Genomic DNA, 26,317 nt, shown 5'->3' on the forward strand with positions numbered 1-26,317 from the left:
GTGTACATTACCGGGATTGAGATAGATAACTTCAAGTCTTTTGCAAAAAAGACAAAAATCCCTTTTTTAGAGGGTTTTACTGTCGTCTCTGGCCCGAATGGCTCCGGAAAAAGTAATATCATCGACAGTCTCCTCTTCGCCCTGGCCCTCTCCAACTCGCGCGGCCTTCGGGCTGAGAAACTGACCGATCTCATCAACCTCAATTCTGGCAAAAATACCGCTGAAGTTGCGATCACCTTCTCTGACGGGACCGAAATCAGGCGGCGGATCAAACGTACGGCCTCGAACTATTATTCATACAACTATCTTAACGGCAAACTCGTCAAGCAGAACGATATTGTCGACTTTCTCGCAAAGTTCGGGGTCACTCCCGAGGGATATAATGTGGTGATGCAGGGCGACATCACCAGGATCATGGAGATGAGCGACTTCGAGCGCCGGAAGATCGTCGACGAGATTGCCGGGGTTTCGGAGTTCGAGGGGAAAAAAGCCAGGGCCCTTGATGAACTTGAGGTGGTGCGCGAGCGGATTGAGCGGGAAGAGGTGGTGCTCTTTGAGCTCAATGCGAGGATCGAGGAACTGAAACACGAGCGCGAGCAGGCTCTGGCATATCGCCACTGGCAGGAAGAACTTGAGCACTTCAAGAGTTGTCGTGCGGCAGCGCAGGTGCGCGATATGGAGAAAGAGCATGCGTCCATCCTTTCAAGTATAACTGAAACCGGGACCGACCTTGAGCGGACGCTCTCTGATCTCGGAATCGAGCAGAACGACCTTGAGTACCTGCGCGGCGATCTCAGGGATGTCGATGCGGAGATCAATGAGAAGAGCGGGAGCGAGTACCTGAAGATGATCTCGGCCCTTGAAGGGGCCAAGGGCAGGATAAAGGTTGCGGAAGGGACGATCGCGCGGTTGAAGAAGGAGAAAGAGGGCAATCTTGAAGGGGTCAACCGTGCGTTCCTTGACGAGAAGCGGGCCTCTGAACGGGTTCAGGAGTGTACCGCGCAGGTCCGCACCCTCTCGGTCGACCGGGCAAACCTCTCGATGGAACTTGCCGGGGTGCAGGCGACGGTCGGAAACCTGGAGGCCGAGATCGCACGCGGGGGGAAGGCGGCCGAGGGCCTGAAGGAGCGGCTTCTATCTCTGATTGGTGAGGTGGAGGAGAAGAAGGGGACACGTTCGGAGTACCTTCACCGGCAGGATCTCTTGATCGAGAAAAGCCGGATGCGAACCTCTGAGATGGACCGGCTCCAGGGCCGCCTCACTGAGGTGCAGTCGGGGGGCGAGAGCCTTGCTGTCGAGATCGAGAAGGCGCAGAGGGCATCGGCGGAGTTGGTGGAGAAGAAGGGTGCCCTTGATCGTGATCTTTCAAAGGCCGAGAGTACCCTCTTCGCCAGGCGTTCATCTCTTGAACGGATCCGCAGAGAGGTCCAGGACACCGAGCGGGAGTTGATGCGGCTCGAAGCTCAGCAGCAGTCGCGCGGCGGTGTGGGCGGACCCGCGCTTGAGGCGGTCCTGGGTATGGATGGGGTGTGCGGGACGGTTGCGCAGCTCGGGAAGACGCCGCCTGAGTATGCCACCGCGCTGGATGTTGCGGCCGGGGGGAAACTGCGGTATGTCGTCGCCGAGAGTGACAGTGTGGCGGCGGAGGCGATCCGGTACCTTAAGGAGCAGCGGCTTGGTCGACTCACTTTCCTGCCTATGAATAAACTGAGGGGGAAAGAGTATCCTCTGGTGCGCGAACCGGGTGTGATCGGGTATGCTAAGGATCTCCTTTCTTTTAACTCGGAGTATGACCTCGCCTTCCAGCAGGTCTTCGGCTCGACCCTGGTCGTCGACACGCTTGAGTGCGCTCGCAGGTTGATGGGCCGGTATCGGATGGTCACTCTGGAGGGTGAACTGCTGGAGCGGTCCGGGGCCATGACCGGTGGGTACCTGAAGAAGCAGCAGCAGGGTGGGTTTGGAGCGGCTGTTGAGGATGAGATCGCACGGTTGTCGGCATCGCTCGCGGAGAAGCGGGAAGAGATAGCAGAATTCGAACATTCTGTCGCCTGTCTCACCTCGGAGGCAGAGGAACTGCGAAAACGCCGGTCAGGGATCGAGCAGGACGCGGCACGGTATGCGATGGTCATTGAGGAGTATGAACGCCGGATAACTTCGCAGCAGAGTGATGAGGTGGAACTTACTGCCTCGCTTGCGACCCTCAAGGCCGAGGTGGAGGAGAGCGCCGGCGAACTTGCTTCGGTCGAGGCTGCACTCGACGGGGTGGGGGATGCGCTTGCCGTCCTTAATCGGGAGGTCGCGGCCCTCAAGCAGAAACTGGATGACACCGAGATCCCCCGGCTCACTGAAGAGTTTGAGCAGAAGCGTCGGGAGTGTGAAGGGATAGAGCGTCGTCTCCGGAATAAGGAGGCCGATATTGCTGACGCCCAGCGTGAACGGCAGTATTTCGAGCGGCGGGTGGAGGAACTCGGGGCCGAACGCGAACGGCTTGCCGATAAGAATGCCGGAATCGATGTCGAGGTTTCCGGGGCAGAGGCAGAGATCGTCTCTGCCAGGGCTGAGATCGCCGGGCTTGAGGAGCGGCAGAAGGCGTTCTCGTCTGAACTCGACGGGCTGCGGAGAAAACGCGAAGAAATCGCAGAGTCGATTGTTGAGGCTGAAAAAAGGTGTGCCGGGTTGAATGCAAAGTCCGACCGGGTACGCCTCCAGATCGCCTCCCTCAAGGAGAAGGCTGCAGAGTTGGCTGTGGAGATCGAGGGTCTGCGTGAGCATGCAGGTGAGGAAACCGATCTCTCACTCTCTGAGATCGAGGGGGGGATCGCGGAGGCGGAGCGGAATGTGCGCTCTCTTGGGGCGGTAAACATGCTGGCCATCGATGAATATGGGCGGGTATGCGATCGCATTGAGGAGCGGACTAAGAAGAAGGATGTGCTCTCCGCGGAGAGGACTTCGATCCTCGAGCGGATCGAACACTTTGATACCCTGAAATATGACTCCTTCATGGAGGCTTTCAGGGCGATTGATGCAAATTTCAGAGAGATATTTGCTCGTTTGACTGCTGGAAGCGGAAATCTGGCCCTTGAAAACCCGGATGATCCTTTTTCGGGGGGTCTTACTTTTGCGGTCCAGCCGCGTGGGAAGAAGGTCCAACTCCTCTCTGCACTCTCGGGGGGGGAGAAGTCGCTGACCACGCTTGCGTTTCTCTTCTCGATCCAGAAATACATGCCCGCACCGTTCTATGCCTTTGATGAGGTGGATATGTTCCTTGATGGATCAAATGTCGAGCAGGTTGCAGCCATGATCAGAGAACTCTCTGGACGTGCTCAGTTTATCTCGGTCTCTCTGCGAAAGCCGATGATCGAGCGGGCGGACCGGATTATGGGGGTTACGATCCGCCCGGACAAGAGCACGCTGGTGACTGGTGTCGAGAACCATGCATGAGGAGCCTGTTGAGATCCTGGTCCAGCTTGCTGAGCGGGGTGAGATCGATCCCTGGAATATTGATATTGTTGATGTAACCGATCGTTTTCTCACTGAACTTGAGCGGTGCCGTGAACTGGATCTTCGTATATCTGGGCGCACACTCTTTTTTGCGGCGACGCTGTTGAGGATGAAGTCCGAGTATCTTACTGAAGATCTCTCTGAGGGTCAGGATGAAGAGGAAGATCTGGAGGTCTCTGTGGATGATGAAGAGGACTTTGGACTTGCCGATGAGGCTGAACCGATCGAAAGGCTTGAGCGGGAGATACAACGGCGTATCGGTCGGAAGAAGGTGCGGCGCAGGCCGGTCACACTCTATGAACTGATCACTGAGTTGAAGACGGCGGAGAAGGAGGAACGGCGCCGTCACCGGAGGCGCGCGCAGCAGGGGGAGGAGATTCCCATACGCGCCAGTGATGTGGTGGCGGTGGCGCATGATGAGGACTATACGGGTGCGGCTGAGGTCGTGCTCGGGTGCTATGATACGCTCGCCCCGGATGGCGGGACGGAGACAGTGCGCGCCCTCTGTGCATCTCTTGGAAAGGGGACGATAGAGATCTATATCCCACTCCTCTTCCTTGCCCAGGAGGGAGTTGTGGCACTCTGGCAGGATGAATACTTCGGTGATGTTTACATGAGGAGGAATGTGGATGGACAAGGTAGCGATGCTTGAAGCCATTCTTTTTGTGGCCGACTCGCCGGTCGATTATGGGGACGTGGCAAAGATGCTGGGGGTGCGACGTGGGGAGGTGTCTGCGCTTGCTTCTGAACTCCAAAAACGATCTGAAGGGCGCGCAGCTCCTCTGGAGGTGCTTGATTCGGGTGAAACGATCTATATGGTCTTGAAGGAGGAATACAGCGAGTTTGTCTATCCTTTGATGCGCCCTGAGATTTCGAGAGCGGTTTTGCGGACTCTTTCAGTGATTGCATACCGGCAACCGATTCTTCAGAGTGATCTTGTAGAGGTGCGTGGGGGTGGGGTGTATGCGCATGTGGAAGAACTTGTGGAACGGGGTCTGGTGGCGCGCCAGCGGAATGGGCGGAGTTATGAACTCCAGACAACTCCTGAATTCTCGCGTTATTTTAAAACTGCGGCATTTTCAGGCGTGCAAGAACGTCTGGATCTCAGGTAGTTATTTATGTGTGACCTTACAACATTGTAAGGTCGTGTCTGAGACGGTTTCAGGGGAACTGTCCATGTGGTGGTTCCCCTGGGATTGTATCCTTGATTCTTGCTTCAAGCAGGAGTCAAAGGGTATATATACGTCGAAGACTAACATAAGTAGCGCACAAGGTGGCCCGGACTGGTTGCTATGCAATCTGTCTGGAATTGGTCTCTGGATTATCTTTCCTTTAACACATCTCTTATGGGGTGTGACTGCGAAGGTTTATATCCTGGAGCGCCCAATATTGTTACCTCACAAAGTGACTGGGGTTCGATGAATCCGGCGAGATCGGAATCGGACCTTGATGAAATTTGAGGCATCAGGTATGGTCTTCCTTTAACGCATCTCTTATGGGGTGTGACTGCGAAGGTTTATATCCTGGAGCGCCCAATATTGTTATCTCTAACCGAGCATACAATGCGGAAATTCGTGGCAGAAAAGGTTTATATGTCACGACGACCAATGTTGTTAGCACGCAAGGTGACATGCGCCGAAGACTCCGGACAACCGGAATCGGCACAGGGCGGTTCCGACGAGGTTTCTTCTCTCGCTCCGGCGGGGCGAAGGTTTATATCCTCTGAAGTGGAACATAATTATGCCTCAAGGGTGACATCGAGCCAAGAAATTGGTTCGAGACGGTGACTCCAAAGGTTTATAACCTCTGAAGTTTAATACTGTATCCCCACGAAGTCACTCGGGTGCGAGGAAGCTCGCCCCTGACAAGGGACGCAGGATTCGGTCCTGTGTTTCGATGGAGAATCAAAATCACTGAATTTAGTCAGTGTTGGTTCTGACGTTGGCACTAGCAATGCGGAAATCTATCTAGCAACCGCTAATCCCTTTAAGATATAAGTGTGTTTACTTCAAATTCTGGTTGATCCTGCCAGAGGCCACTGCTATCGGGGTTCGATTTAGCCATGCGAGTTGAGAGGGTTCGGCCCTCGGCGTAATGCTCAGTAACACGTGGACAACCTGCCCTAAGGTGAGGGATAACCCCGGGAAACTGGGGATAATACCTCATAATCTACAGGTGCTGGAATGCTCTGTAGGTCAAAGGTCAGCCGCCTTAGGATGGGTCTGCGGCCGATTAGGTAGTTGTTGGGGTAATGGCCCAACAAGCCTGTAATCGGTACGGGTTGTGGGAGCAAGAGCCCGGAGATGGATTCTGAGACACGAATCCAGGCCCTACGGGGCGCAGCAGGCGCGGAAACTTTACAATGCAGGAAACTGTGATAAGGGAACCCCGAGTGCCCGTATGGACGGGCTGTTCAGGTGCTTAAAAAACATCTGGAGAAAGGGCCGGGCAAGACCGGTGCCAGCCGCCGCGGTAATACCGGCGGCTCGAGTGGTGGCCACTATTATTGGGCTTAAAGCGTCCGTAGCTTGGTAGTTAAGTCTCTTGGGAAATCTTCCGGCTTAACCGGAAGGCGTCTAAGGGATACTGGCTGCCTAGGGATCGGGAGAGGTGAGAGGTACTCTGGGGGTAGGAGTGAAATCCTGTAATCCTCAGGGGACCACCTGTGGCGAAGGCGTCTCACCAGAACGACTCCGACAGTGAGGGACGAAAGCTGGGGGAGCAAACCGGATTAGATACCCGGGTAGTCCCAGCCGTAAACGATGCGCGTTAGGTGTATCGGTGACCACGAGTTACCGAGGTGCCGAAGGGAAACCGTGAAACGCGCCGCCTGGGAAGTACGGTCGCAAGGCTGAAACTTAAAGGAATTGGCGGGGGAGCACCACAACGGGTGGAGCCTGCGGTTTAATTGGACTCAACGCCGGACAGCTCACCGGGTAGGACAGCGATATGATGGCCGGGCTGAAGACCCTGCTTGATCAGCTGAGAGGAGGTGCATGGCCGTCGTCAGTTCGTACTGTGAAGCATCCTGTTAAGTCAGGCAACGAGCGAGACCCACGCCAACAGTTGCCAGCATGTTCTCCGGAACGATGGGGACACTGTTGGGACCGCCTCTGCTAAAGAGGAGGAAGGAATGGGCAACGGTAGGTCAGCATGCCCCGAATTACCCGGGCTACACGCGGGCTACAATGGTCAGGACAATGGGTTCCGACACCGAGAGGTGAAGGCAATCCCCTAAACCTGCCCTTAGTTCGGATTGTGGGCTGCAACTCGCCCACATGAAGCTGGAATCCGTAGTAATCGCGTTTCAAGATAGCGCGGTGAATCTGTCCCTGCTCCTTGCACACACCGCCCGTCAAACCACCCGAGTGGGGTTTGGATGAGGCTGTGGTCGTTGCCACAGTCGAATCTAGGTTCCGCAAGGGGGGTTAAGTCGTAACAAGGTAGCCGTAGGGGAATCTGCGGCTGGATCACCTCCTAACGAGATCGGGTTCGCGGTTGTTGGATAGACCGTAAAGTTGCTAGTGTCAAGAAGGGAGCGGGCTCATAGATCAGTGGTAGATCGCCGCCTTTGCGAGGCGGAGGCCGAGGGTTCAAATCCCCCTGAGTCCACTTTCAATGCACCTGGAGACGCAAGTCACCAGGGAAGGGCTGAAGGTCAAGCCAATGACCTAAAGAAGCCGTGTAAAGGGAATGCACATCGGGCGTCAAATGGGTTCAGCGGAACGCTGGAACGATGCCTATCAGTGGATGGCTCGGTTCGAGTGCCGAAGAAGGGCGTGCCAAGCTGCGATAAGCTCCGGGGAGAGGCAAGGAATCTACGATCCGGAGATTCCCTAATGGGACATCCCAACATTTCGGTGTTGATCCGTAAGGATCGGGAACGCCCCGAATTGAAACATCTTAGTAGGGGCAGGAAAAGAAATCAACCGAGATGTCGTGAGTAAAGGCGATTGAAAGCGACATAGTTCAAACCGAATCCCTTCGGGGACATGTGGTGTAGTAGGCCTGCCGTCTGGATGATGCGGTGAAGTGGAAGTCCTCTGGAAAGAGGTACCAGAGAGGGTGATAGTCCCGTACATGTAAACTAATTTATCCTGGCAGTGTCCTGAGTACCGTGGGTTGGAATTCTCGCGGGAATCTGGGGGTCATCAACCTCCAAAACTAAATACAACTCGAAACCGATAGCGTAGTAGTAGCGTGAGCGAAGGCTGAAAAGTAACCCTGAAAAGGTGGTTAAAAGTGCCTGAAACTGATAGGTGATAGTGTGTTACGGCGCGAAAGGATCTTCTACATGAAGGAACCCGTCGCGAGGCGGTAGTACGGGTGTAGTTGCCAGTGTCGTAACTTACGTTTTGAAGAATGGGCCAGAGAGTTAGTCTCGTTGGCGAAGGTTAACCGTAGAGGGAAGCCGAAGCGAAAGCAACAAGTCCGTAGCCTTCGGGCATGGGACGGCGTATTAAAAGTGCGCGGAGTCAATGGGGCTAGACCCGAAGCCGGGTGATCTATGCGTGGGCAGGTTGAAGCGTGACGAAAGTTGCGTGGAGGACCGCATGAGGTTTTGATATACAAATCATTCTCGTGACCTGTGTATAGGAGTGAAAGATTCATCGAACCCGGCATCAGCTGGTTCCTTCCGAAACATGCCGTAGCATGACCTGGCCTGAGATAGTCGGTGAGGTAGAGCACTGATTGGGGATCCCGGGGGAGAAATCCCTCGCTCTCCTGTCAAACTCCAAACTCCCCGACGTCGTAGAGGGCTGGAAGTCCGCATTACGGGGTAAGCTTGTAATGCGTAAGGGAAAGAACCCAGACCGTGGTTAATGTCCCTCAATGTAGGCTAAGTGTCAATACTGAAAGACGTCCTAGGCCAAAAACAACTGGGAGGTGAGCTTAGAAGCAGCTACCCTTCAAAAAGTGCGTAACAGCTTACCAGTCTAGGTTTAGGGCACTGAAAATGGACGGGGCTAAAGCCTACTACAGAGACCACGGAGCACCGAAAGGTGATCTAGTAGGAAGGCGTCCTGCATGGGAAGAAGCGGGGGCGTAAGTTCCTGTGGACCGTGTAGGAATGAGAATTCTGGCAGTAGTAGAAGCAAAGATGGGTGAGAATCCCATCCGCCGGAGGGGCTAGGTTTCCTCGGCAATGTTCGTCAGCCGAGGGTTAGTCGGTCCTAAGTTGCACCGTAACGCGAGTGCAGCGAAAGGGAAACAGGTTAATATTCCTGTACCATTTGGTCTTTGCGAAAGCACTGACACTTTGGGATATGCCGGGCAAGGTTGTCGCCTTGTCTAAGCATCTAAGTTCGGGGAGTACCGTTATGGTGAGAACCGGATGAAAGTGTGATGGGGTAACTCGGCAAATTCCTGGAGTCCATGAAAAGGTGACCAAATGTCCGTACCGAGAACTGACACAGGTGCCCCTAGCTGAAAAGGCTAAGGCGTGTCGGATAAATCGTGTTTAGGGAACTCGGCAAATTAGCCCCGTAACTTCGGAAGAAGGGGTGCCTGCCTGGTGATCAGGCAGGTCGCAGTGACCAGGGGGCTCTGACTGTCTAATAACAACATAGCTGACTGCAACTCCGTAAGGACTAGTATAGTCAGTGATTCCTGCCCAGTGCGAGTATCTGAACACCGGTTTCAACCGGACGAAGGACTCGTAAACGGCGGGGGTAACTATGACCCTCTTAAGGTAGCGTAGTACCTTGTCGCTTAATTGGCGACTTGCATGAATGGATTAACGAGAGCCCTACTGTCCCAAACACGAATCCGTTGAACCTTTTATCCTGGTGCAGAGGCCAGGGACCCCAAATGGGAAGTGAAGACCCCGTGGAGCTTTACTGCAGCCTGTCGCTGTGTTACGGTATTCTTTGCGCAGTGTAGATGGGAGGCGTCGATCCGTCCCTTGTGGGGGGCGGGGAGCCAACGATGAGACACCATCCTTAGTTTGCTGTAACACTAACTCAATCGAGGACAACGATAGGTAGGCAGTTTGGGTGGGGCGCCACACCCTCGAAAAGATATCAAGGGTGCCCTAAGGTCAACTCATGTGAGTCAGAAACTCACAGAAGAGTGTCAAGAGCAAAAGTTGGCCTGACGCGATTCCGAACAGCAAGGAATCGCGAGAGGAAACTCGGGTCTAACGAACCAATACGCCCTTTTGGTGAGGGCTATTGACGACAGAAAAGCTACCCCGGGGATAACAGAGTCGTCGCCGGCAAGAGCACATATCGACCCGGCGGCTTGCTACCTCGATGTCGGTTCTTTCCATCCTGGCTGTGCAGCAGCAGCCAAGGGTGAGGTTGTTCGCCTATTAAAGGGGATCGTGAGCTGGGTTTAGACCGTCGTGAGACAGGTCGGTTACTATCTATTTGGGGTGTTTGGAGTCTGAGGGTAAGAAAGAAATAGTACGAGAGGAACTTTCTTTCGTCGCCTCTGGTCGATCGGTTGTCTGACAAGGCACTGCCGAGCAGCTACGCGACAAGGGGTAAAAGCTGAAAGCATCTAAGCTTGAAACCCAGCCCAAAAAGAGACTCCGTTGAGGACATGGGTAAAAGACCCGCTTGATAGGCTCGGGATGTAAGCACGGAGGCAACGACGTGTTCAGTCCGCGAGTACTAACGTCCGAATCCAGTTTTCCGTTGAACCCAGACGAAACCCGATGTGCATACCCTTAAATTCTATAATGTTTAACATTATAGATACATATCACGGCTGCCAAGGTGGCGGAGTGGCCACGCGGTTGACTGCAGATCAACTACACCCCGGTTCAAATCCGGGCCTTGGCTTTGGGTGATAGCGGCCAAAGCAACGGGGAAACACCTGGACTCTTTCCGAACCCAGCAGTTAAGCCCGTTAACGTATTACTCTGTACTGAGTTGCGAGAGCACTTGGGAACAGTAGTGCGCTGCTATCCCCTTCCTTATAATTAGACTGTTCTTCTTTGAGTTGTTTTGTTAAGAGTATTCTGTATTTGGCAGAGTTCTTCAGCATGAATCCATCTTTACTGAAATAATTGTTATTCTATAATGTATGAAGTATCCTGGGATCATTGTACAGGAAGATCCATAAACCTAGATCAGTTGCCATTTCGTTGTTCTATTCTATGTATTTCTCCCAATTTGTGATCCTGGGATTTCAAGTATTTCGGATCAAAGGTATGCATACCCTTATATCTCATTGACGCTGATTATTATAACGTATAGCGGCCAGAGCAACGGGGGAACACCTGGACTCTTTCCGAACCCAGCAGTTAAGCCCGTTAACGTATTGTCCTGTACTGAGTTGCGCGAGCACTTGGGAACGGCAGTGCGCTGCTATCACTCTTTAATCTGAATTTATAGTTCTGTTTTCAGATATTTTGCTCTATCTTGGCCTGGTTTTATTTTTCTGTCCGAAATGATATATATCCTCATGTTCATACCGTATATATTGGGATTATTCTGTTCTATGGATCCCCATGGAGTATTTGCCATGAATGATATCCCGGAGATCCCAAAGTGTATGAGTACACAACATCCTGACAATGTTCATATTCCGTTTTTTGCTGAGAATGCACAACTCGGTGGAGAAGATGAAGTCAGGGAGGCCTACTATGCTTACTCTCATCTCGGGTGCAGAGAGCAGATGTGGGACTGTGAGGGAAAAGAGGTTGACAACTTCGTCGTGAAAAAACTCCTTGCCCGGTATGGTTCATTTTTCGGTGAACATCCTCTCGGAAAAGATGTCTTTCTGACGCTCAGGGTGCCGAACCCCGAAGTTGAGAAGGCCGAGGCAAAGGTTCTTCTCGAAACTCTTGAAAGTATTCCCCGCTCCTATGATGTTGCCCATCTCTTCTCAGAGAACAATGTCCCTCCAATCTTCCAGGTCATCCTTCCGATGACGTCATCATATCCCGCTATTGATAATATTTACCAGTATTACCGTGACTTTGTAGTGGGTCAACAATACAAACGTCTAGGCGGACGTGAAAAAACCATTGCCGATTGGATTGGGCGGTTCTATCCTGAGAAGATCGATGTGATCCCGCTCTTTGAAGACCAACCAAGCATGCTCAACGCCGCTGGCATAGTAGGCCGGTATATGGAGGATAAAGACCTCGCCTACCAGCGGGTCTTTCTCGCGCGTTCGGATCCGGCAATGAACTATGGGATGGTGAGTGCGATCCTTCTCAACAAAGTTGCACTCTTTCGTCTCCACCTCCTGGCTGAGGAGACGGGCGTCTCGATCTATCCAATCATCGGTGTTGGCTCTGCTCCATTCAGGGGAAACCTTGGTCCCGAGACAGTTGAACGATGTACTGCCGAATATCCGAGTGTCCATACCTTCACCGTTCAGTCGGCCTTCAAGTATGACTATCCCCAGGATAGGGTCCGTCAGGCGGTGGCCACTCTCGAGGAACGCGAGGTGTCGACCCCGATGGAGATCGAAGAGGAGGAGGCACTCCAGGTGGTTGGGAAGTGTACGGCACGTTATATGGAAAGCGTCACTATTCTCTCAAACATGATAAACCGCGTCGCTGCCTTTGTTCCCAGTCGGAGAAAGCGCAAACTCCACATCGGGCTCTTTGGCTATTCCCGGAGCATGGGAGGGGTCACCCTCCCCAGAGCGATCACCTTTACCTCAGCATTGTACTCAATCGGTCTTCCACCTGAACTTCTCGGTCTTGACGCTCTTGATTCCGACGACATCGAGTTCTTGCGCGAGGTCTATGTGAACTTCGACGCCGACCTGGTCGATGCAGTGCGATACTTTGATCCCGAGTCTGAGTATGTCCCGGCATCCCTGACGAAGACGGTCTGCGATCTCGTCGACGTCGAACCTGACCTGGAACACCTTGAGTGTGTGGCCTCGGTCCGTCTGGCCTTGAAGGAGGGTCGGACCGCAGACGTCAGGTCCGGGATCCTCAGGGCGGCGAACATCAGACATTTTCTGGGCTGAAATTTTCTCTCATTTTTGGCTCCTTTGTCAGGCGTGAGCCGAACGCATGCCTCAGGCATACCGCATGAAAATTGTTCGGAACAGTGTTCCGTGGTGTGGAGGATCCTTGATCCTCCCCTCAACGACGGTGAATATTCTACGATAGGAACGGCCTGCCTAGATCGACGTACCTTCCCTCATGAATCGCGCCAGTGGCGCTGCCCCAGGAACTCCGGTATAAGAGGGGGTCGGGGGTTCGGATCCCCCGACAAAGTGCGAAGGGGAAGGCAAGTGACGTGAAGAGCCGACCCGACAGAAGAACGTGGATTACCATGAAAAACTTTTCATGAGGTATGCCTGAGGCGTGCTTTCGCTTCATGAGCGATTCTACAGGGTTGACCCCCCAGAAATCCGCCTTCAATCAGGCCATCTTTCATGCCCTTTTTTTGGACTGGATCCTGTGGTCATGAAGTTTACCATTGCCTGGGGTCACATTGTGGCTCAGGTGACGAGTTAAAACTCGGTTCCCTCGCCGCGTTGCATAAAGGAACGTCCCTACGGTTCGATCGTAAAAAAAGTTCAACTTGCGCTCGGATTTGGGGCTTTGTTCTTGAAACCGGGGACAATATGCCCTGATCTGGGGATGGGCTGTACCTCCTTGCCCATGCATTCCCTGTCGTTCACTCTCCCTTCAAGATCGGAACCGAGAAGACGAAATTGGAGATCCAGAAGAGCGTGCTGCCGCCCCATACCTATTTTCGCCGTGGGGGGGTCCGGGGGAGTCTCCCCCCGGCGCGAGAGAGCAGGCTCGCATTTTTTCATTCTATTTTTGGGCGGCCGGTCTGATCACCCCTATCCCACCACTTGCGCCGGGGGCGCTGCCCCCGAACCTCCGGGATTGCGAAGGGGACAGGAAGGCAGCGGGGAGATCATGGAGAGGGGGGTGTCGTCCAGGTGCATTTGTGTCGGCAACTTTTCGTTTTTGACACGACACTAGTGCTCTTTCTTCAGACCGATGATGGCTGCAGCGAGCACGGTCCCGAGAAAGGCTATTATCGGGAAGGGAGTCCCCGCCTGAGTCTGAGTAGTCTCAGGATGTGCAGTGAGCGTGCCGTTGACCATCACCGTCGTCCCTGTCTGGACCAGGAACTCCCCGCTCCAGGTTTCATACCCTTCGAGTTCGAGACTGACTGTGTAATTTCCGGGTTCAAGGTCGGGGACCGTAACCGGGGTCTTGCCGACGAGTAGGTTGTCCATATAGACGGCGGCACCGGGGGGATTGGAGGAGATGGCCAGGGCACCGGTCGTCGGAGTAGGTTCTTCTGTCGTGGTGGGCGGCGGCGGAATAGTCGTCGGTGTCTTCTCTGTAGGCTCTACTGTGGCTATGGTGTAGGCACGCACCATGCTGTCCCCACTGCCGGTCACCAGAGTGAGACCATCGGATGTGAGGGCAACAGCCCTGATCGCCGCCCCGGTTTCTCCGGTCAGAGTGGTCTGTCCGTTCTGGTCGAGAACAGAGAAAGTCTTGTCAAGCGAGCCGGTTCCGACACTTCTAGCACCATCTGCCGCAGAGACTGAAGTAACCGATCCACCGGTCCGAAACTCCCAGAGAATTTCACCATCTCTGGAGAAGAGGTAGGCCCTCCCCTCTGACGTGCCCGCAGCGATATACCGGCCGTCTGGTGAACACGAGACCCCCAGAGCATCCCCGAAGACCCCCCTGGACCAGAGGAGTTTTCCAGAGGTGTCGAAGAGATAGACCCGGTCGTCGGCAGAACCTGCGGCGATCAGGGATCCGTTCGGGGTGATCGAGGTGGAAAGAACATCATCTCCAGTGACAGACTTCCAGAGGATCTTTCTCTCTCCATCGAAGAGGTAGACCCGATCGTCTGAACTTCCGGCGGCCACATATGCTCCACCGTCGGCGACGGCGACGGCAAACCCTCTCCCCGGCAGGAGATAACTCCAGCGCGCTTCACCATCGATGTCATAGAGATAGACATGATTATCAGAGGAGGCCGCGCCCACCGCGCTCCCGTTCGGCGCGACCGAGACACTGTTCACGCTTGCCTGGGCCTTCTTTTCCCAGAGCACCTCTCCCTCGCGTCCAAGGAGCGTGACCTTCCCATCATCTCCCCCCGCCGCTACCGCACCGCCGTCGGCAGAGATGGAAACGCCCCGCACCGTCCCTTCTGTCTCGTAGATCCAGTCAAGGGAGGCCTCTTCTGCGACCACCATGCCGCAGAGGAGAGAGAGTGCAACGGCCAGGAAAACCGTTGCCCATTGTTTTTTCTGTGTCATGGAGGGAGATCTCTCGGAGCCTCTATTTAACTTCGGCGGATGAAGAGCATTGCACCTATGAGTCCGAGGGCCGCCGCTGCTCCGCCGGCCGATGCTCCTGTTGGGGTCGTTGTCGTGGCGGTCGGCGAGGCGACCGGGCTCTCCGGTACTGATGTCGTGGCGGTGGCTGTTCCTGTCACCTCCTCTGCGGTGACAATGAAGGTGGTGCTTGCCCGTGCATCCCCTTCCACCCATTCGACGGTGACCGTGTACTCGTCAGGCGGGAGTTCGGCATCGGTCGTGAACCACCAGATGTTCAACGGCTCTCCCGCCTCGACGCTCACCGTCCCGCTCGCCCCGGCGGACAGCACCTCTGTCTCTTTCCCGGTAGGTTCGAAGGACAGAGAAGTCACCTCTACCTGGAAGGTATTTCCTGGGGCGATGTTTGTCGTCCCGGCGATCGTCAGGTTTCCTGTGCTTTCGGCCCAGACTGAGTCGATGGCTATCACCTCGGTTGCCCCGACCGCCGTTCCTCCAGCGAGGAGGAGGATGGTCAGGACAACTATGAGGCATGGTGTGTGATACGACATGATCGCGGGTGATCGCTGTGGTGATATATGAAGATAGGGGAATGCGGGAGCATGAGTCAAAAGCACCTCTCGATCTAGTATCGTGTCAATCCCAAAATGTCTGGACCTCCGGGTTCCTGATCACGCTCTTCACGGCGGGGCAGCGATCGGGACCGCTGCTTCGTCGCCGCCCCACCCCTATCCTCATCGTGAGGGGTCCGGGGGCAGCGCCCCCCGGCGCGAGAGAGCATTTTAGAATTCTTTGTCCTTCTGGTGGGACGGCTCGTCTGATTGACGTTTACTTCTGAAAAAGTATTCAACACGGCCGAAAAAAGAAAAACGTGGCCTCCTTCACCGGTGGGCGAAGAACGCGAAGACCCGGCCGTCCTCGACCCGGTCGATGCGTGCGAAGCCCACCCGCTCGAACTGGACCATCCCACCGACATGCTCCGCGACCTCGGGCTCGCAGACCCCGGCGATGTCGCCCTCAGGGGTGCGGAGGGTACACGGAACTCCGTATTCTGCCGGCAGCCACTGGATGATCGGGGCCTTCGCCTCGCGGGCCGCCGCGAGATCGTCGCCTGCATAGAAAGCCTGCCCCTCTCCTTTCAGTTCGATATTGAAGAGATCTTTGAGGCGGACCATCGCTGCCCCCTTGACCTCGGCCGTCGGGAGGACGATCCCACCGGTGAAGGCGAGTTTGCGCATCCCCCTCTTCTCGTTGCCAGGATAGCGCGGCACCAGTGCCGTCTGTTCGGGCGCCCCCTCCACCTCGTATCGCACCGGGTCGGGTACAAAGAAGAACCGGTCCGAGGACTCGTCGATGACCGCCTTGTTCTGGGCGTACAGATTCTCCCAGGAGAAGGATATATCCGTATCGCCGGTTCCGAGATCGACCATCGCCCTGCGCACCGCTTCAGGCTGGATCCCCCGGCGTGCGATCGCCCGCAGGGTTCCCAGGTGGACATCGTCCCAGCCCGTATAGGTGCCTTCGTCGATCCCCTGGTGCATCGAGGACGTGGAAAGGACCAGACCCTCGATGGACATCCGTCCATAATGACGATACACCGGCGGCTTCCACCTGAAGTAGTCGAAGATGTAGCGCTGCCTTCTGGTGTTTGCGATATGGTCCTTACCCCTGATCACATGAGTGATCCCGAGGAGATGATCGTCGACCACCACCGAGAAATTCATCAGCGGATAGACCTTCGCGTCGATCCGTGGGTGTGCCGGGGAATCAACGATCCTGAAGATGGAAAAGTCCCTCATCGCCGGGTCCGGGTGTTCCAGATCGGTCTTCACGCGCACCGTCACCTGTCCCTCGGCAAACCCGCCGGAGAGCATCTGCTCCCAGAGCTCAAGATTTTCCTCCAGCGTATGGGCCCGGCACGGACAGGCCTTCTTTGCCATCTTCAGTTCCCGGAACCGCCCTGCATCGCAGGTGCAGACATATGCCCCGCCGAGTTCGATCAACTTCCTGCCCAGGTCATAGTAGATATCCATCCGGTCGGACTGGTAGACGACATCGGTCACCCCGAGCCCCATCCATTTGATATCTTCCTGGACCATCCGGTAGGCCTCAGGGTCCACCCGGCGCGGGTCGGTGTCCTCGATCCGCAGGACATACCGCCCACCGTACCGCTTCACATAGGCATCGTTGAGAAACGCCGCGCGTGCATGGCCCAGATGGAGCGGCCCTGAAGGATTCGGGGCAAACCGCATCACCACGCCGCCCTCGGAATCTTCCAGAGGGGGAAGTTCCTTTTTTGTCTCCTTCTTCTTCCCCGCGTCCATCTCGCTGACGATCTCGGGAGCAAGCTCGGCGAGTTTCGCCTTCCATGCCTCCGGTGCCATCGCCGCCACCTCGGCCAGCACCTCTTCGAGGACTGCCGGGAGTTCTTTTGCGTGCGGCCTGAGTTCGGGATGGGTGCCGAGCACCTTGCCCATCACCGCCTTTGCCAGAGGGACGCTGCCATGCTTTGCCGCGTTTTCGAGCGCGTAGATGGAGAGGATCCGTCTGAGCTCCGCGTCCATCTTAGAAACTCCTGCTGATGAAGAACTCCACGAGTTCGTCTAAGTGCTGACGTTCCTTGCACTCGGGCAGGACCGATAGAGCGCGCCTGGCCGTCGCCACCTTCTCCTCTGCGATCCGGCGGACCGCGTCGACCACGCCGGCCTCCTCCAGTTCGGCGATTGCCCGGTCCAGTTCCTCAGCGGTGAGGTCAGCCCGGCGGTACCGGGCGAGGTCCAGCCCCTTCTCCCGCGCTGTGATTGCGATGAGCGTCTGCTTCCCCTCGCGCAGGTCTGAACCACGGTCCTTCCCGCTCTTCTCGGGGGGTGCAAGGAGGTCGATGAGATCGTCCTGGATCTGGAAGGCGATCCCGGCGTTCATCCCGTACTGGTAGAGAGCGTCAACCTGGACGGCGTTTCCGCCGGCCAGAATCCCGCCGATGGCCGCCGACGCTGCATACAGCGCTCCGGTCTTCTTCCCTGCCATCTCGATATATTCAAAGCCCTCGACCTCCCTTTCAGCGGTCTCAAAGGTCATATCCTGGTGCTGCCCCTCGCAGATCTCGGCACATGTCCGTGCAAGCATCGCAACCGCCTTCACCCGTGCCCGATCGTCGGCGACAGCATGGGTGATGAACTCGAAGGCCTTTGCATAGAGAACATCGCCCGCCAGGATGGCTGTCGGCTCATCCCACTTGACGTGAACCGTCGGCGCACCCCGCCGCGTCGCGTCCCCGTCCATGATATCGTCGTGGATGAGGGTGAAAGTGTGTGTCATCTCCAGGGCGATCGCCGCGTGCATCAGGTCGTCGGAAGACCCCGGACGCACCGCCTCGGCCGAGAGAAGGAGCACCGCCGGCCGCAGGCGTTTCCCACCTGCGAGGAGCAGATGGGCACTTGCCTTAAAAAGTTCGCCAAACGCGTCACCAAAATACCGATCGAGCATCAAGTCGACCTGCTCGGCGGTCCTGTCCAGATACTTTTTGAGATCTTCGCTCATACGAACCAGTTTCTCCCTTATTTGATCAACAATCTCTGCCCATTCCTCAGGATGTGGATATCGTTGTTCAGGGTGTACCCACACCCCTCTGCGAACCTCAGGTATCCGCCAGTCATCCCGATGTCCCCATGTGAAGGGATGATGTGCTGCGGGTTGAGGAGATGGATCAGTTCATAGTGGTCTTCCACATAGGCGTGACCGCTCACGTGGAGTTCATCAAAGATCCGCGCCCCTTTCATCCGCAGGAGGGTCTCGACCAGGTGGCGCTGACCATAGTTCATCGGGTTCGGGATGACCTTCGCCGAGAAGAGCACCTTGTCTCCCTTCGCCATCTGGAACGGTGTGTCGCCGTGGGCTATCCTGGTCAGGATCGCTCCGGGCTCACCCTGGTGGCCGGTGACGATCGGGACATACTTGTCCTTCCCGTTCTTCATGATCTGGCGCAATGTCCGGTCGACCGTTCGCCGGTTCCCGAAGACCGAGAGATTTTTGGGGAAGGCGACGAGTTTGAGTTGTTCCGCCGTCGTCGAGTATCGTTCCATAGACCTACCGAGCAGGACCGGCTTTCTTCCGATCTCATACGCACACTCGGCGATGGTCTTGATCCTTGAAATGTGGGACGAAAAAGTCGAGACGATGATCGCACTCTTGTCGTCCTCATAACTGGTCATCGTATCTCTGACCAGTTCTTTTGCGATCCGCTCGCTCGGCGCTCTGCCCTTCCGCTCGATGTTGGTTGACTCTACGACGAGGGCAACGACGCCCTCCTTCCCGATCTGGCGCAGCCGCGCAAAGTCGGGCGGGTCGCCGAGCACCGGGGTCCGATCGAGCTTGAAGTCGTTGGCATACACCACCGCCCCGCGCTTGGTGTGGAGCACTGCCATTACCGTGTCGATGATCGAGTGCTGCATCCGCACGAACTCGAGAGTAAGGTTCTGGGAGATGCGATACCGGTTGCCGGCCCGCAGCACCTGGAGTTTGTTGTTTACCCCGAACTTCTGTTCGCCCTGGATCTGCTGTTTGATCAGTTCGATGGTGTAAGGTGTCCCGATGATGGGAGCATTGTAGCGGTGAGCGAGTTTGGGGATCGCACCGATATGGTCCAGGTGACCATGCGTGCACACGATCGCCTTCACCGTCCCCTCGACGGTATTCATCATGGTGTCGTCGGGGATGGCCTTCATCTCGATCAGGTCCAGGGAATGCATGTTCTCAAGTTCTGCATCCTCGTGGATCATGATCTGGTCGAGCCGCAGGCCCATATCGAAGACGACGATCTCCTTTCCACAGCGGACAGCGGTCATGTTCCGGCCGACTTCATTGTAGCCGCCCACTGCAACGATCTCAATATCCATTTTCTTTCTCCTTGTCTCTTTATTTCCCGAGCATCTGCCTGGTAGCCCCGGTAATATAGGTCCGCGCATGTGCAAGGTCCCGGACACTGCCTGAGCCGGTCAGAAACATTGCGACCCGCAGTTCCCTGAGGAACGCCCGGACCGTCTGTTCAAGCGCTTCTTCACTCTCCATGGCCGGCCTGAGGAGGGGGAGGGCCATACCCCCGAGGTCGGCGCCGAGAGCAATGGCCCTGGCAATATCGATCCCGTTCCTCACCCCGCCGGTGGCGATCACCGGCCCGCTGCCGGCCACCTCGCAGAGACTCACCACAGTCGGGATGCCCCATCCGAGGAAACATTGGCCAAGGGCCTTGAGTGCTTCATCCCCGCCGGTCCGTTCCACTTCGACTGCCGCCCACGACGTGCCGCCGGCACCGCCAAGGTCGATCGCCGCAGCGCCCGCACCCCAGATGAGACGGGCGGTCTCTGCCGAGATCCCGGCCCCGGTCTCCTTGATGATCACCGGAGTCTTAAAGTCCCTGCAGAGGTCTGCGATCGCTGCAAGACACCCTCGGGCATCGTGGTCGCCTTCCGGTTGGGTTGCTTCCTGGAGGAAATTGAGGTGGATGCAGAGGGCATCGGCCTCGATCATCTCAACCGCTCGTTCGGCCCATTCGGCTCCATGGTCGCGGAGTTGCACCGCTCCGAGATTTGCGCAGAGGAAGGCGTGAGGCGCCTCGTCCCGCACCACCGTAAAACTTTCTTCGAGTTCCGGGTGTTCGAGGGCGGCCCTCTGGGAACCGACGCCCATACCGAGCCTGAATTTCTCTGCGACCCGTGCAAGTCTTTGGTTCACTTCGGTGGTTGCTGGATGGCCACCGGTCATGGCAGCGATAAAGAGTGGGGAGCCAAGCTCCGCTCCCAGGAAGTGCGTCTGCAGTCTGATCCCGTTGAGGTCGAGTTCGGGGAGGGCCGCATGCGCGAGCCTCACGTCCTCGAACCCGGCTCTTCCTGCCTCGACCTGTTTGTTGCAGCAGATCTGGAGGTGGTCGAGTTTGCGGGAGGATGTCTGCATATCTTTTCTGATCTCAATCCCTCCGAAATGTATCTGGGTGTGCCTGCCGTACTCTCTGGCTCTCACCTTCTGACTATCGTTCCGCCGTGGTCTTTTCCGTTGAGGAAGTCCTCGATTCGGGAGATATGGAATATATGTGACTCCACTCCCGCGTCGGCAAGTGCGAGCAGTTCGGTGATCTTCCCTTTCATGCCGCCGGTGACGTCGGTGTTCCCTGAACACCCGATAGACAGACGCCCTGCTGAGTCCCTTGTGATCTCCGGCACGACCGCCCCGTCGTCGAGGACGCCCGGGACGTCGGTTGCAAGCCCGACCCGTCCCGCTTCAAGCGTGAGGGCGAGGTACCGGATGATCTGGTCACCTGAAATGATACAGGCACCGCGGCGTGTGTCCATCACCACATCCCCATGAAGGACCGGGGTGATGCCCAGCCGCACCAGTTGAGCTATAGGTATGCACTCACAGGATATGAGTTGTCCGTTTTCGGCACGGCACGCGGCGAGTGGGTGGACTCCGATCGCGTCCACGCCATGCTCGCGCAGCGCTGCCACCACCGCCCGGTTCAGGCCTGCAACTGCCTCGTGGGTGACAGCGATGCCCGCCTTGTTCTCCCTGTCGACACCTTCCTGGATATGATACTGTTTTGCTTCCGGGTGGCCGCATGATCCCGCCCCATGGACGAGAACCAGGTGGAGATCGGGCCTGGCTGCGATCACCTCGGCGAGTGCCGCCAGGCGCGCATGCTCGACTCCTCCTGTTCCTGCCTTGTCGGTGACGACACTCCCCCCGAGTTTTAGCAGCGTGATCTTTTTATCCATCTTTCTCTTTGCGTATGCCTTTGGTGTCGATTGTGGTGATGATCGAACGTGCACCCATCGCATCAATCGCACCTGCAACTCTGCTCTTTGCATGTTTAGGGCATAGAGCAACCATGCACCCGCCGCCTCCCGCTCCGGTCAATTTTGCACCGAACGCTCCGGCCGCCCTGGAAGAGAGCACGAGCTTGGAAAGCACCGGGTGGCCGACGCCGAGGGCGTCGAGGAGAGCATGGTTTATGTCCATGCACTTGCCGAGTTGTTGCGGTTTGTTCATCGACTTGATCGCCTGGGTTGTCACCGCGCCGATGGCATCCATGATGGGGTCCACGATATCAGGGTTGTGCTGCCGTTCCTTTGCCACATGTTCCACCATCTTCGCGGTTGAATGGGAGATCTGTGAGTTCCCGATGACCAGGTGGAGGTTCTGTGGAGGAAGTCGACGTTTCGAGTCGCCGGTGATCAGGACGATCCCGCCGAAGGTCGTGACATAAGTGTCGGTCGGGCTTGCCCTCCCTCTCTGGGCCTTCTTTTCGATGGCAAAGGCGCGCCGTGCGATCTCGTCTCTTGAAAATCCGAGATCGAACTCGTCTGAGATCGCGGCGAGGGTTGCGGTGGTCACGGCGGCTGATGAACCCAGTCCTGAGGAAGAGGGGATCTGGGACCTGATGTACACGCTCCCTTTCACCCCGGTTGATCTGAAACACTCTTCGATATAGGGTGAACGCACGCGGGGAGGGTTACGGTGTTTTCTGACCGTTACGGTGACTCTGGGCTTGATGGCCATTGCCACGCCCGGTTTCCCGTAGACGACGGCGTGTTCTCCAAAAAGGAAGACCTTGCCAGGTGCGCTCCAGGTAGCCAATCTACATCACCGCTACCGCCGCGTACCCGACGACGACTGGATCCCCTGTTATGTTCCCGCTTGTAGTATAGGAGAGCAGTTTTCCCTTTGTGGCACCGAAAGCCCGGGCCACAAGAACCATCGTTGCGATCGGTCCGTATCCACAGGCGCTGACATTCAAAGATCGGATCCTCCGATAAAACTCGGGGACATCCAGCGTGTCCAGCGCCTCGATCGCCTGCAGATCTACATGCCTGGCAAGATCCTGGGGGACATAGTGCGAGAAGTCGCTTGATGCCACGACCCGCACCTCCCGTCCGGTTTCGCGGGTGGCGCGGATGATCTGCTCTGCCAGTGACTCGGCGCTCTTCATGCTCTGGTCTCCCATCATCAGGGGAACGATCCGTGCCCGCGGGAAGCGATACTTGATGAAGGGCAGTTGAATCTCGATCGAGTGTTCGCCGGCATGGGCGCGTTCGTCCACCGGCACCCCGATCACCTCGACGAGTTCGGTGTCGGTGTCGACGATTCCGAGAGGAGTCTCCCAGGGAAGTGCCGAGGCGCAGGTCATGAATCCCTCATGGCTCGGGCCGATTACGATGAATGTCCCATCAAAAGAGGATGAAATGGCGGCAAACGCTCGGGCCGCCACTGCCCCTGAGTAGGGGTAACCTGCGTGGGGGGAGACGATGCCAAGGGCATCGGGCATGTCGGTCTCTCCAGCATCCTGGAAGACCATCCCGAGGAACTGCTCAAGATGAGCCGGGTCACCCGGATAATACATGCCAGAGACGCTGCATCTTCTCGTCTCCATCCATGCCCCCTCCTTACAACTCGGTCTCGAAGTCCTCGGGAGCGAGAGAGGTGGAAATACCGCGGAGCCTGAACATCTCCTTGGTGAGCAGGTAGTAGATGAGTGAGAGTGCCTTTCTCCCTTTGTTGTTCGTCGGGATGACCAGGTCGAGGTTCTTGGTCATGTTGTTGGTGTCGCAGAGCCCGACAACCGGGATCCCGTTCTGGACGGCTTCCTTGATGGCCTGGACATCGCCCATCGGGTCGGTGACCACGACGACGTCAGGTTCGATGTAGCCCCTGAAGTTCGGGTTGGTCAGAGTTCCGGGGATGTACCGGCCAATGGCCGACGTCCCACCGATGCTCTCGGCGAACTTCCGTGCCGGGTACTGGGCATACTGCCTGGAGGCCACGACCAGAACCTTCGGGGCGTCGTACTGGGAGAGGAAATTTGCTGCGGTCTTGATCCTCTCGTCGGTCGACCTGATGTCAAGAATATACAATCCATCCCCGCGCACGCGGTAGATGAACTTCTTCATGTCCTGGCTCTTCTGCTGCGTGCCGATGTGGACGCCCGCTGCGAGGTAGTCTTCCACCGGCGCGAGGGGCTCGTCCAGCACGATCTCCATCTCATTTGCTTCAGCCATATTTAGATCAGCTCCTCAATGCGTAACAGTTCATTCAGTTTTGCTATCCGCTCGCCGCCCACAACTCCGCACTTGAGGAAGATACACTCGAACGCGGTAGCGAGATGAGCGATGGTCTCGTCGGTTGTTTCACCTGAGCGGTGGCTCATCACCGTATCCATTCCATGGGTATGGGCGAGGTGCACCGCTTCATAGGTATCGGTCAGTGTCCCGATCTGGTTGGGTTTGATGAGCACACAGTTGGACGCCTCGGTCTCGATGCCCCGGGTGATCCGCTCGGTGTTGGTGACATAGAGGTCGTCACCGCAGATGAGGCACCGGTCCCCGACCAGTCCGGTGAGCTCGGCAAAGCCCTCGAAGTCTTCCTCCTGGAGAGGATCTTCGACATAGACAAGGTTGTATCGGTCGACAAGTTCGGCAATATAGGCGATCTGGTCTTCTTGTGACCGCTTTGCGTCTTTGTATGTGTAGGTCTTGCCGTCCCAGAGTTCAGAGGCCGCAACATCGACACCCATACTGATTGCAAAGTTCAGTTCGTCGGAGACCGTACCTACGGCCTCTTCGAGCAGTTCGAATGCCTCGATGTCCTGGATCCTGGGTGCCCAGGCACCTTCGTCGCCCTTGCCGCAACCCTTCCCGGCTGCGATCAGGAGTTCTTTCACTTTCTTGTGCACCGCGGCGTTGGCAAAGACTGCCTCGTCCGCGCATGATGCACCGGTCGGTACGATCAGGAACTCCTGGATGTCGGTGGCATTGGCTGCATGTGCCCCACCACCGATGACATTGCCCAGGGGCAGGGGCGTCTTCTGGGCGAAGGCCCCGCCGAGGTACCTGAAGAGGTCGGATCCGATTGCATCTGCAGCAGCCTTTGCACAGGCCAGTGAGAGTGCAACCGCAACATTCGCACCGATGTTCGAGAAGTCTGGTGTCCCGTCGGTCTCGTGGAGAACGGCGTCGAAACCTGCCTGGTCGGCGGCATCTCTGCCGATGAGTTCTGGCAGAAGATGCTCGCGTGCCGCTGCGATCGCATCGCGTGGCGGGCGTACTTTTGCCTCCCAGGTGCCGGTCGATGCTCCACTTGGCGCTGCAGCCCGGCCGAAACCAAATGCAGTGTAGATCTCTGCTTCGACGGTCGGGTTGCCCCGGCTGTCCTGGATTGTCCTCAGTACAATTCTCTCAATCTCAGTCATCAGATCACGCCTTTCTCTTGACCGTAATGGGGATCCGATCGGTCTCGAATTCTTCGATGGCGATACTGAGGGGATCGACACTGGTGGTTTGAATCAGGACTGGGGCACCCATGGAGACCTGGAGCGCTCGTGCTCCGATGATCCGTGCTTTTTCATAGCGAGTATATGGGTCCATTATTCACCCTCAAAACTCATAATAGATAATGGGGTCGCTGAGATTCGAACTCAGGTCACAGCGTCCCGAACGCCATAGGATAGTCCAGGCTACCCCACGACCCCTCACTGATACGGGTTGATGTCCTCCACAATCTCTTTGTGCGTGAGCAGCATCCGCCTGCAACAGTACCGCTTCAAACCGAGATCGTCGAGGATCTCTTTGGGATCCTCGCCTGCCTCCCGTCGCTGTTTGAATTCTTCCCATGCGGGAGAGATCACTTTACCGCATGTTACGCAACGTACCGGGATCATATCTCGATTACCTCCATCTCCTTTGTCCAGCTTAACGATAAGACTTTTGGAACTTTGCCCGTGCGCCTGGGCCGTGTGGCTTCTTCGCTTCCTTCTGGCGTGAATCGTTGACCAGGAGGGTGCGGTCATAGGTGACGAAGATGTCTTTGATCTTCGGGTCGTTGTGCCACTTGACGATGCCACGGGCGAGTGCGGTCCTGACCGCTTCGGCCTGGCCCATGAACCCGCCGCCGTTGACCTCGATCGTCACGTCGACACCCTCGATTGCGTTCGGTGCGAGGAAGAGGGGCTCTGAGATCTTCATGCGGGCCAGTTCGCTCCCATAGATCTCGAGGGGCACGGCGTTGATCCGGACCCGGCCCTTCCCTTCCTTGAGGGTTGCTCGTGCGATCGCAGTCTTCCTTTTTCCACTCGTGTTAATGACCTTTGTCATCTCTCAATCACCTCAGAACTTGGAACCAAGGATTCTGCTGATCTCGCCGAGCGTGATATACTTCGGGTTGTTCAGCCGCTCGATCCCTGCGGTTTCGATGGTCTCGAATTCCTTGCCCTGGAACTGTGCCGGAACGCCGGTGTAGACCATGACCTTTTTCAGGGCCTCAGCGCCGCGCTGCCGCTTGTACGGGAGCATGCCGCGAATGGTCCGCTTCATAATGAGATCGGGACGCCGCGGGAAGAACGGGCCGCCTTCGACTGAGCCGCGCTTGTGCTTCTGCTCGTAGTTGGCCAGCACCATGGCGCGCTTGCCTGAGACGATCGCCTTCTCGGCATTTACGATCACGAACTCTTCGCCCTGAAGTGAGCGTTTTGCGACGTTGCTTGCAAGCCGTCCGAGCAGGTTTCCGTCTGCGTCGATAATCGTCACCATTGATC

19 protein-coding genes, 3 tRNA genes and 4 rRNA genes are annotated in these 26,317 nt (G+C 56.5%); 10 read left to right on the plus strand and 16 right to left on the minus strand.

Translation table 11 applies throughout. From position 1 onward, the window contains the following. The 10 genes from smc (at position 1) to ppcA (ending at position 12,441) form a co-directional block, all read left to right on the plus strand. A complete protein-coding gene (gene smc, locus RJ40_RS09575; protein WP_265580633.1) occupies positions 1-3,441 on the plus strand; it encodes a chromosome segregation protein SMC in 3,441 nt (1,146 codons plus the stop codon). Next, complete coding sequence (locus RJ40_RS09580) at positions 3,434-4,153, plus strand: segregation/condensation protein A (protein WP_265580634.1); 720 nt, start codon at positions 3,434-3,436, stop codon at positions 4,151-4,153. The genes smc and RJ40_RS09580 overlap by 8 nt, the downstream gene beginning before the upstream one ends. Beyond that, positions 4,131-4,613, plus strand: a complete 483-nt coding sequence (scpB, locus tag RJ40_RS09585; RefSeq protein ID WP_265580635.1) for an SMC-Scp complex subunit ScpB — start codon at positions 4,131-4,133, stop codon at positions 4,611-4,613. The genes RJ40_RS09580 and scpB overlap by 23 nt, the downstream gene beginning before the upstream one ends. Positions 4,614-5,513: 900 nt before the next feature. Continuing rightward, a 16S ribosomal RNA gene (locus RJ40_RS09590) occupies positions 5,514-6,980 on the plus strand. 61 nt (positions 6,981-7,041) lie between these two features. Further along, positions 7,042-7,113 (plus strand) — tRNA-Ala (locus RJ40_RS09595). Between the two features lie 110 nt (positions 7,114-7,223). Beyond that, positions 7,224-10,141: ribosomal RNA gene (locus tag RJ40_RS09600) — 23S ribosomal RNA — on the plus strand. Between the two features lie 76 nt (positions 10,142-10,217). After that, positions 10,218-10,289 (plus strand) — tRNA-Cys (locus RJ40_RS09605). Between the two features lie 6 nt (positions 10,290-10,295). Continuing rightward, a 5S ribosomal RNA gene (rrf, locus tag RJ40_RS09610) occupies positions 10,296-10,417 on the plus strand. A gap of 284 nt (positions 10,418-10,701) precedes the next feature. Next, a 5S ribosomal RNA gene (gene rrf, locus RJ40_RS09615) occupies positions 10,702-10,823 on the plus strand. The 16S, 23S and 5S rRNA genes sit together here with 2 tRNA genes alongside, the layout of an rRNA operon. A gap of 181 nt (positions 10,824-11,004) precedes the next feature. Beyond that, positions 11,005-12,441 (plus strand): phosphoenolpyruvate carboxylase, encoded by a 1,437-nt coding sequence (gene ppcA / locus RJ40_RS09620; protein ID WP_265580636.1) that lies wholly within the window; start codon positions 11,005-11,007, stop codon positions 12,439-12,441. A gap of 972 nt (positions 12,442-13,413) precedes the next feature. On the opposite strand, the gene RJ40_RS09625 is transcribed toward ppcA, so the two are convergent. The 16 genes from RJ40_RS09625 to RJ40_RS09700 form a co-directional block, all read right to left on the minus strand. Continuing rightward, positions 13,414-14,721 (minus strand): PEGA domain-containing protein, encoded by a 1,308-nt coding sequence (locus tag RJ40_RS09625; protein ID WP_265580637.1) that lies wholly within the window; start codon positions 14,719-14,721, stop codon positions 13,414-13,416. Positions 14,722-14,747: 26 nt separating this feature from the next. Then, positions 14,748-15,290, minus strand: coding sequence for a hypothetical protein (locus RJ40_RS09630; protein ID WP_265580638.1), 543 nt, complete (start codon positions 15,288-15,290; stop codon positions 14,748-14,750). Positions 15,291-15,620: 330 nt separating this feature from the next. Then, positions 15,621-17,303 carry a glutamate--tRNA ligase gene (locus tag RJ40_RS09635; RefSeq protein ID WP_265580640.1) on the minus strand — a complete coding sequence of 561 codons (1,683 nt, stop codon included), beginning with the start codon at positions 17,301-17,303 and terminating at the stop codon, positions 15,621-15,623. A gap of 1 nt (position 17,304) precedes the next feature. After that, positions 17,305-18,279 carry a polyprenyl synthetase family protein gene (locus RJ40_RS09640; RefSeq protein WP_265580641.1) on the minus strand — a complete coding sequence of 325 codons (975 nt, stop codon included), beginning with the start codon at positions 18,277-18,279 and terminating at the stop codon, positions 17,305-17,307. Between the two features lie 17 nt (positions 18,280-18,296). Then, the gene (locus RJ40_RS09645; protein WP_265580642.1) at positions 18,297-19,634 is read right to left on the minus strand and encodes an RNase J family beta-CASP ribonuclease; all 1,338 of its coding nucleotides are present in this window, start codon (positions 19,632-19,634) and stop codon (positions 18,297-18,299) included. Between the two features lie 19 nt (positions 19,635-19,653). Beyond that, on the minus strand, positions 19,654-20,688 hold the full coding sequence (gene fni, locus RJ40_RS09650; RefSeq protein WP_265580643.1) for a type 2 isopentenyl-diphosphate Delta-isomerase: 1,035 nt from the start codon (positions 20,686-20,688) through the stop codon (positions 19,654-19,656). A 62-nt stretch (positions 20,689-20,750) separates the two neighbouring features. After that, complete coding sequence (locus RJ40_RS09655) at positions 20,751-21,506, minus strand: isopentenyl phosphate kinase (RefSeq protein WP_265580644.1); 756 nt, start codon at positions 21,504-21,506, stop codon at positions 20,751-20,753. Continuing rightward, the gene (gene mvk / locus RJ40_RS09660; RefSeq protein WP_265580645.1) at positions 21,499-22,368 is read right to left on the minus strand and encodes a mevalonate kinase; all 870 of its coding nucleotides are present in this window, start codon (positions 22,366-22,368) and stop codon (positions 21,499-21,501) included. Before mvk ends, RJ40_RS09655 begins: the two co-directional genes overlap by 8 nt. 1 nt (position 22,369) lies before the next feature. Further along, positions 22,370-23,161, minus strand: coding sequence for an AmmeMemoRadiSam system protein B (gene amrB / locus RJ40_RS09665; protein WP_265580646.1), 792 nt, complete (start codon positions 23,159-23,161; stop codon positions 22,370-22,372). Between the two features lie 13 nt (positions 23,162-23,174). Next, positions 23,175-23,786: a 30S ribosomal protein S2 gene (rpsB, locus tag RJ40_RS09670; RefSeq protein WP_265580647.1), complete on the minus strand. Its 612-nt coding sequence runs from the start codon at positions 23,784-23,786 to the stop codon at positions 23,175-23,177. A 2-nt stretch (positions 23,787-23,788) separates the two neighbouring features. Continuing rightward, on the minus strand, positions 23,789-24,976 hold the full coding sequence (eno, locus tag RJ40_RS09675; protein WP_265580648.1) for a phosphopyruvate hydratase: 1,188 nt from the start codon (positions 24,974-24,976) through the stop codon (positions 23,789-23,791). 4 nt (positions 24,977-24,980) lie between these two features. Continuing rightward, a complete protein-coding gene (locus tag RJ40_RS09680; protein WP_265580649.1) occupies positions 24,981-25,151 on the minus strand; it encodes a DNA-directed RNA polymerase subunit K in 171 nt (56 codons plus the stop codon). 29 nt (positions 25,152-25,180) lie between these two features. After that, positions 25,181-25,255 (minus strand) — tRNA-Pro (locus tag RJ40_RS09685). Then, positions 25,256-25,444, minus strand: a complete 189-nt coding sequence (locus RJ40_RS09690; protein ID WP_220681007.1) for a DNA-directed RNA polymerase subunit N — start codon at positions 25,442-25,444, stop codon at positions 25,256-25,258. Between the two features lie 31 nt (positions 25,445-25,475). Further along, positions 25,476-25,877, minus strand: a complete 402-nt coding sequence (locus RJ40_RS09695; protein WP_265580650.1) for a 30S ribosomal protein S9 — start codon at positions 25,875-25,877, stop codon at positions 25,476-25,478. A 12-nt stretch (positions 25,878-25,889) separates the two neighbouring features. After that, the gene (locus RJ40_RS09700; RefSeq protein ID WP_265580651.1) at positions 25,890-26,312 is read right to left on the minus strand and encodes a 50S ribosomal protein L13; all 423 of its coding nucleotides are present in this window, start codon (positions 26,310-26,312) and stop codon (positions 25,890-25,892) included. Positions 26,313-26,317 lie beyond the last annotated feature (5 nt).

The sequence above is a fragment of the Methanofollis aquaemaris genome (assembly GCF_017357525.1).
GTDB lineage: Archaea > Halobacteriota > Methanomicrobia > Methanomicrobiales > Methanofollaceae > Methanofollis > Methanofollis aquaemaris.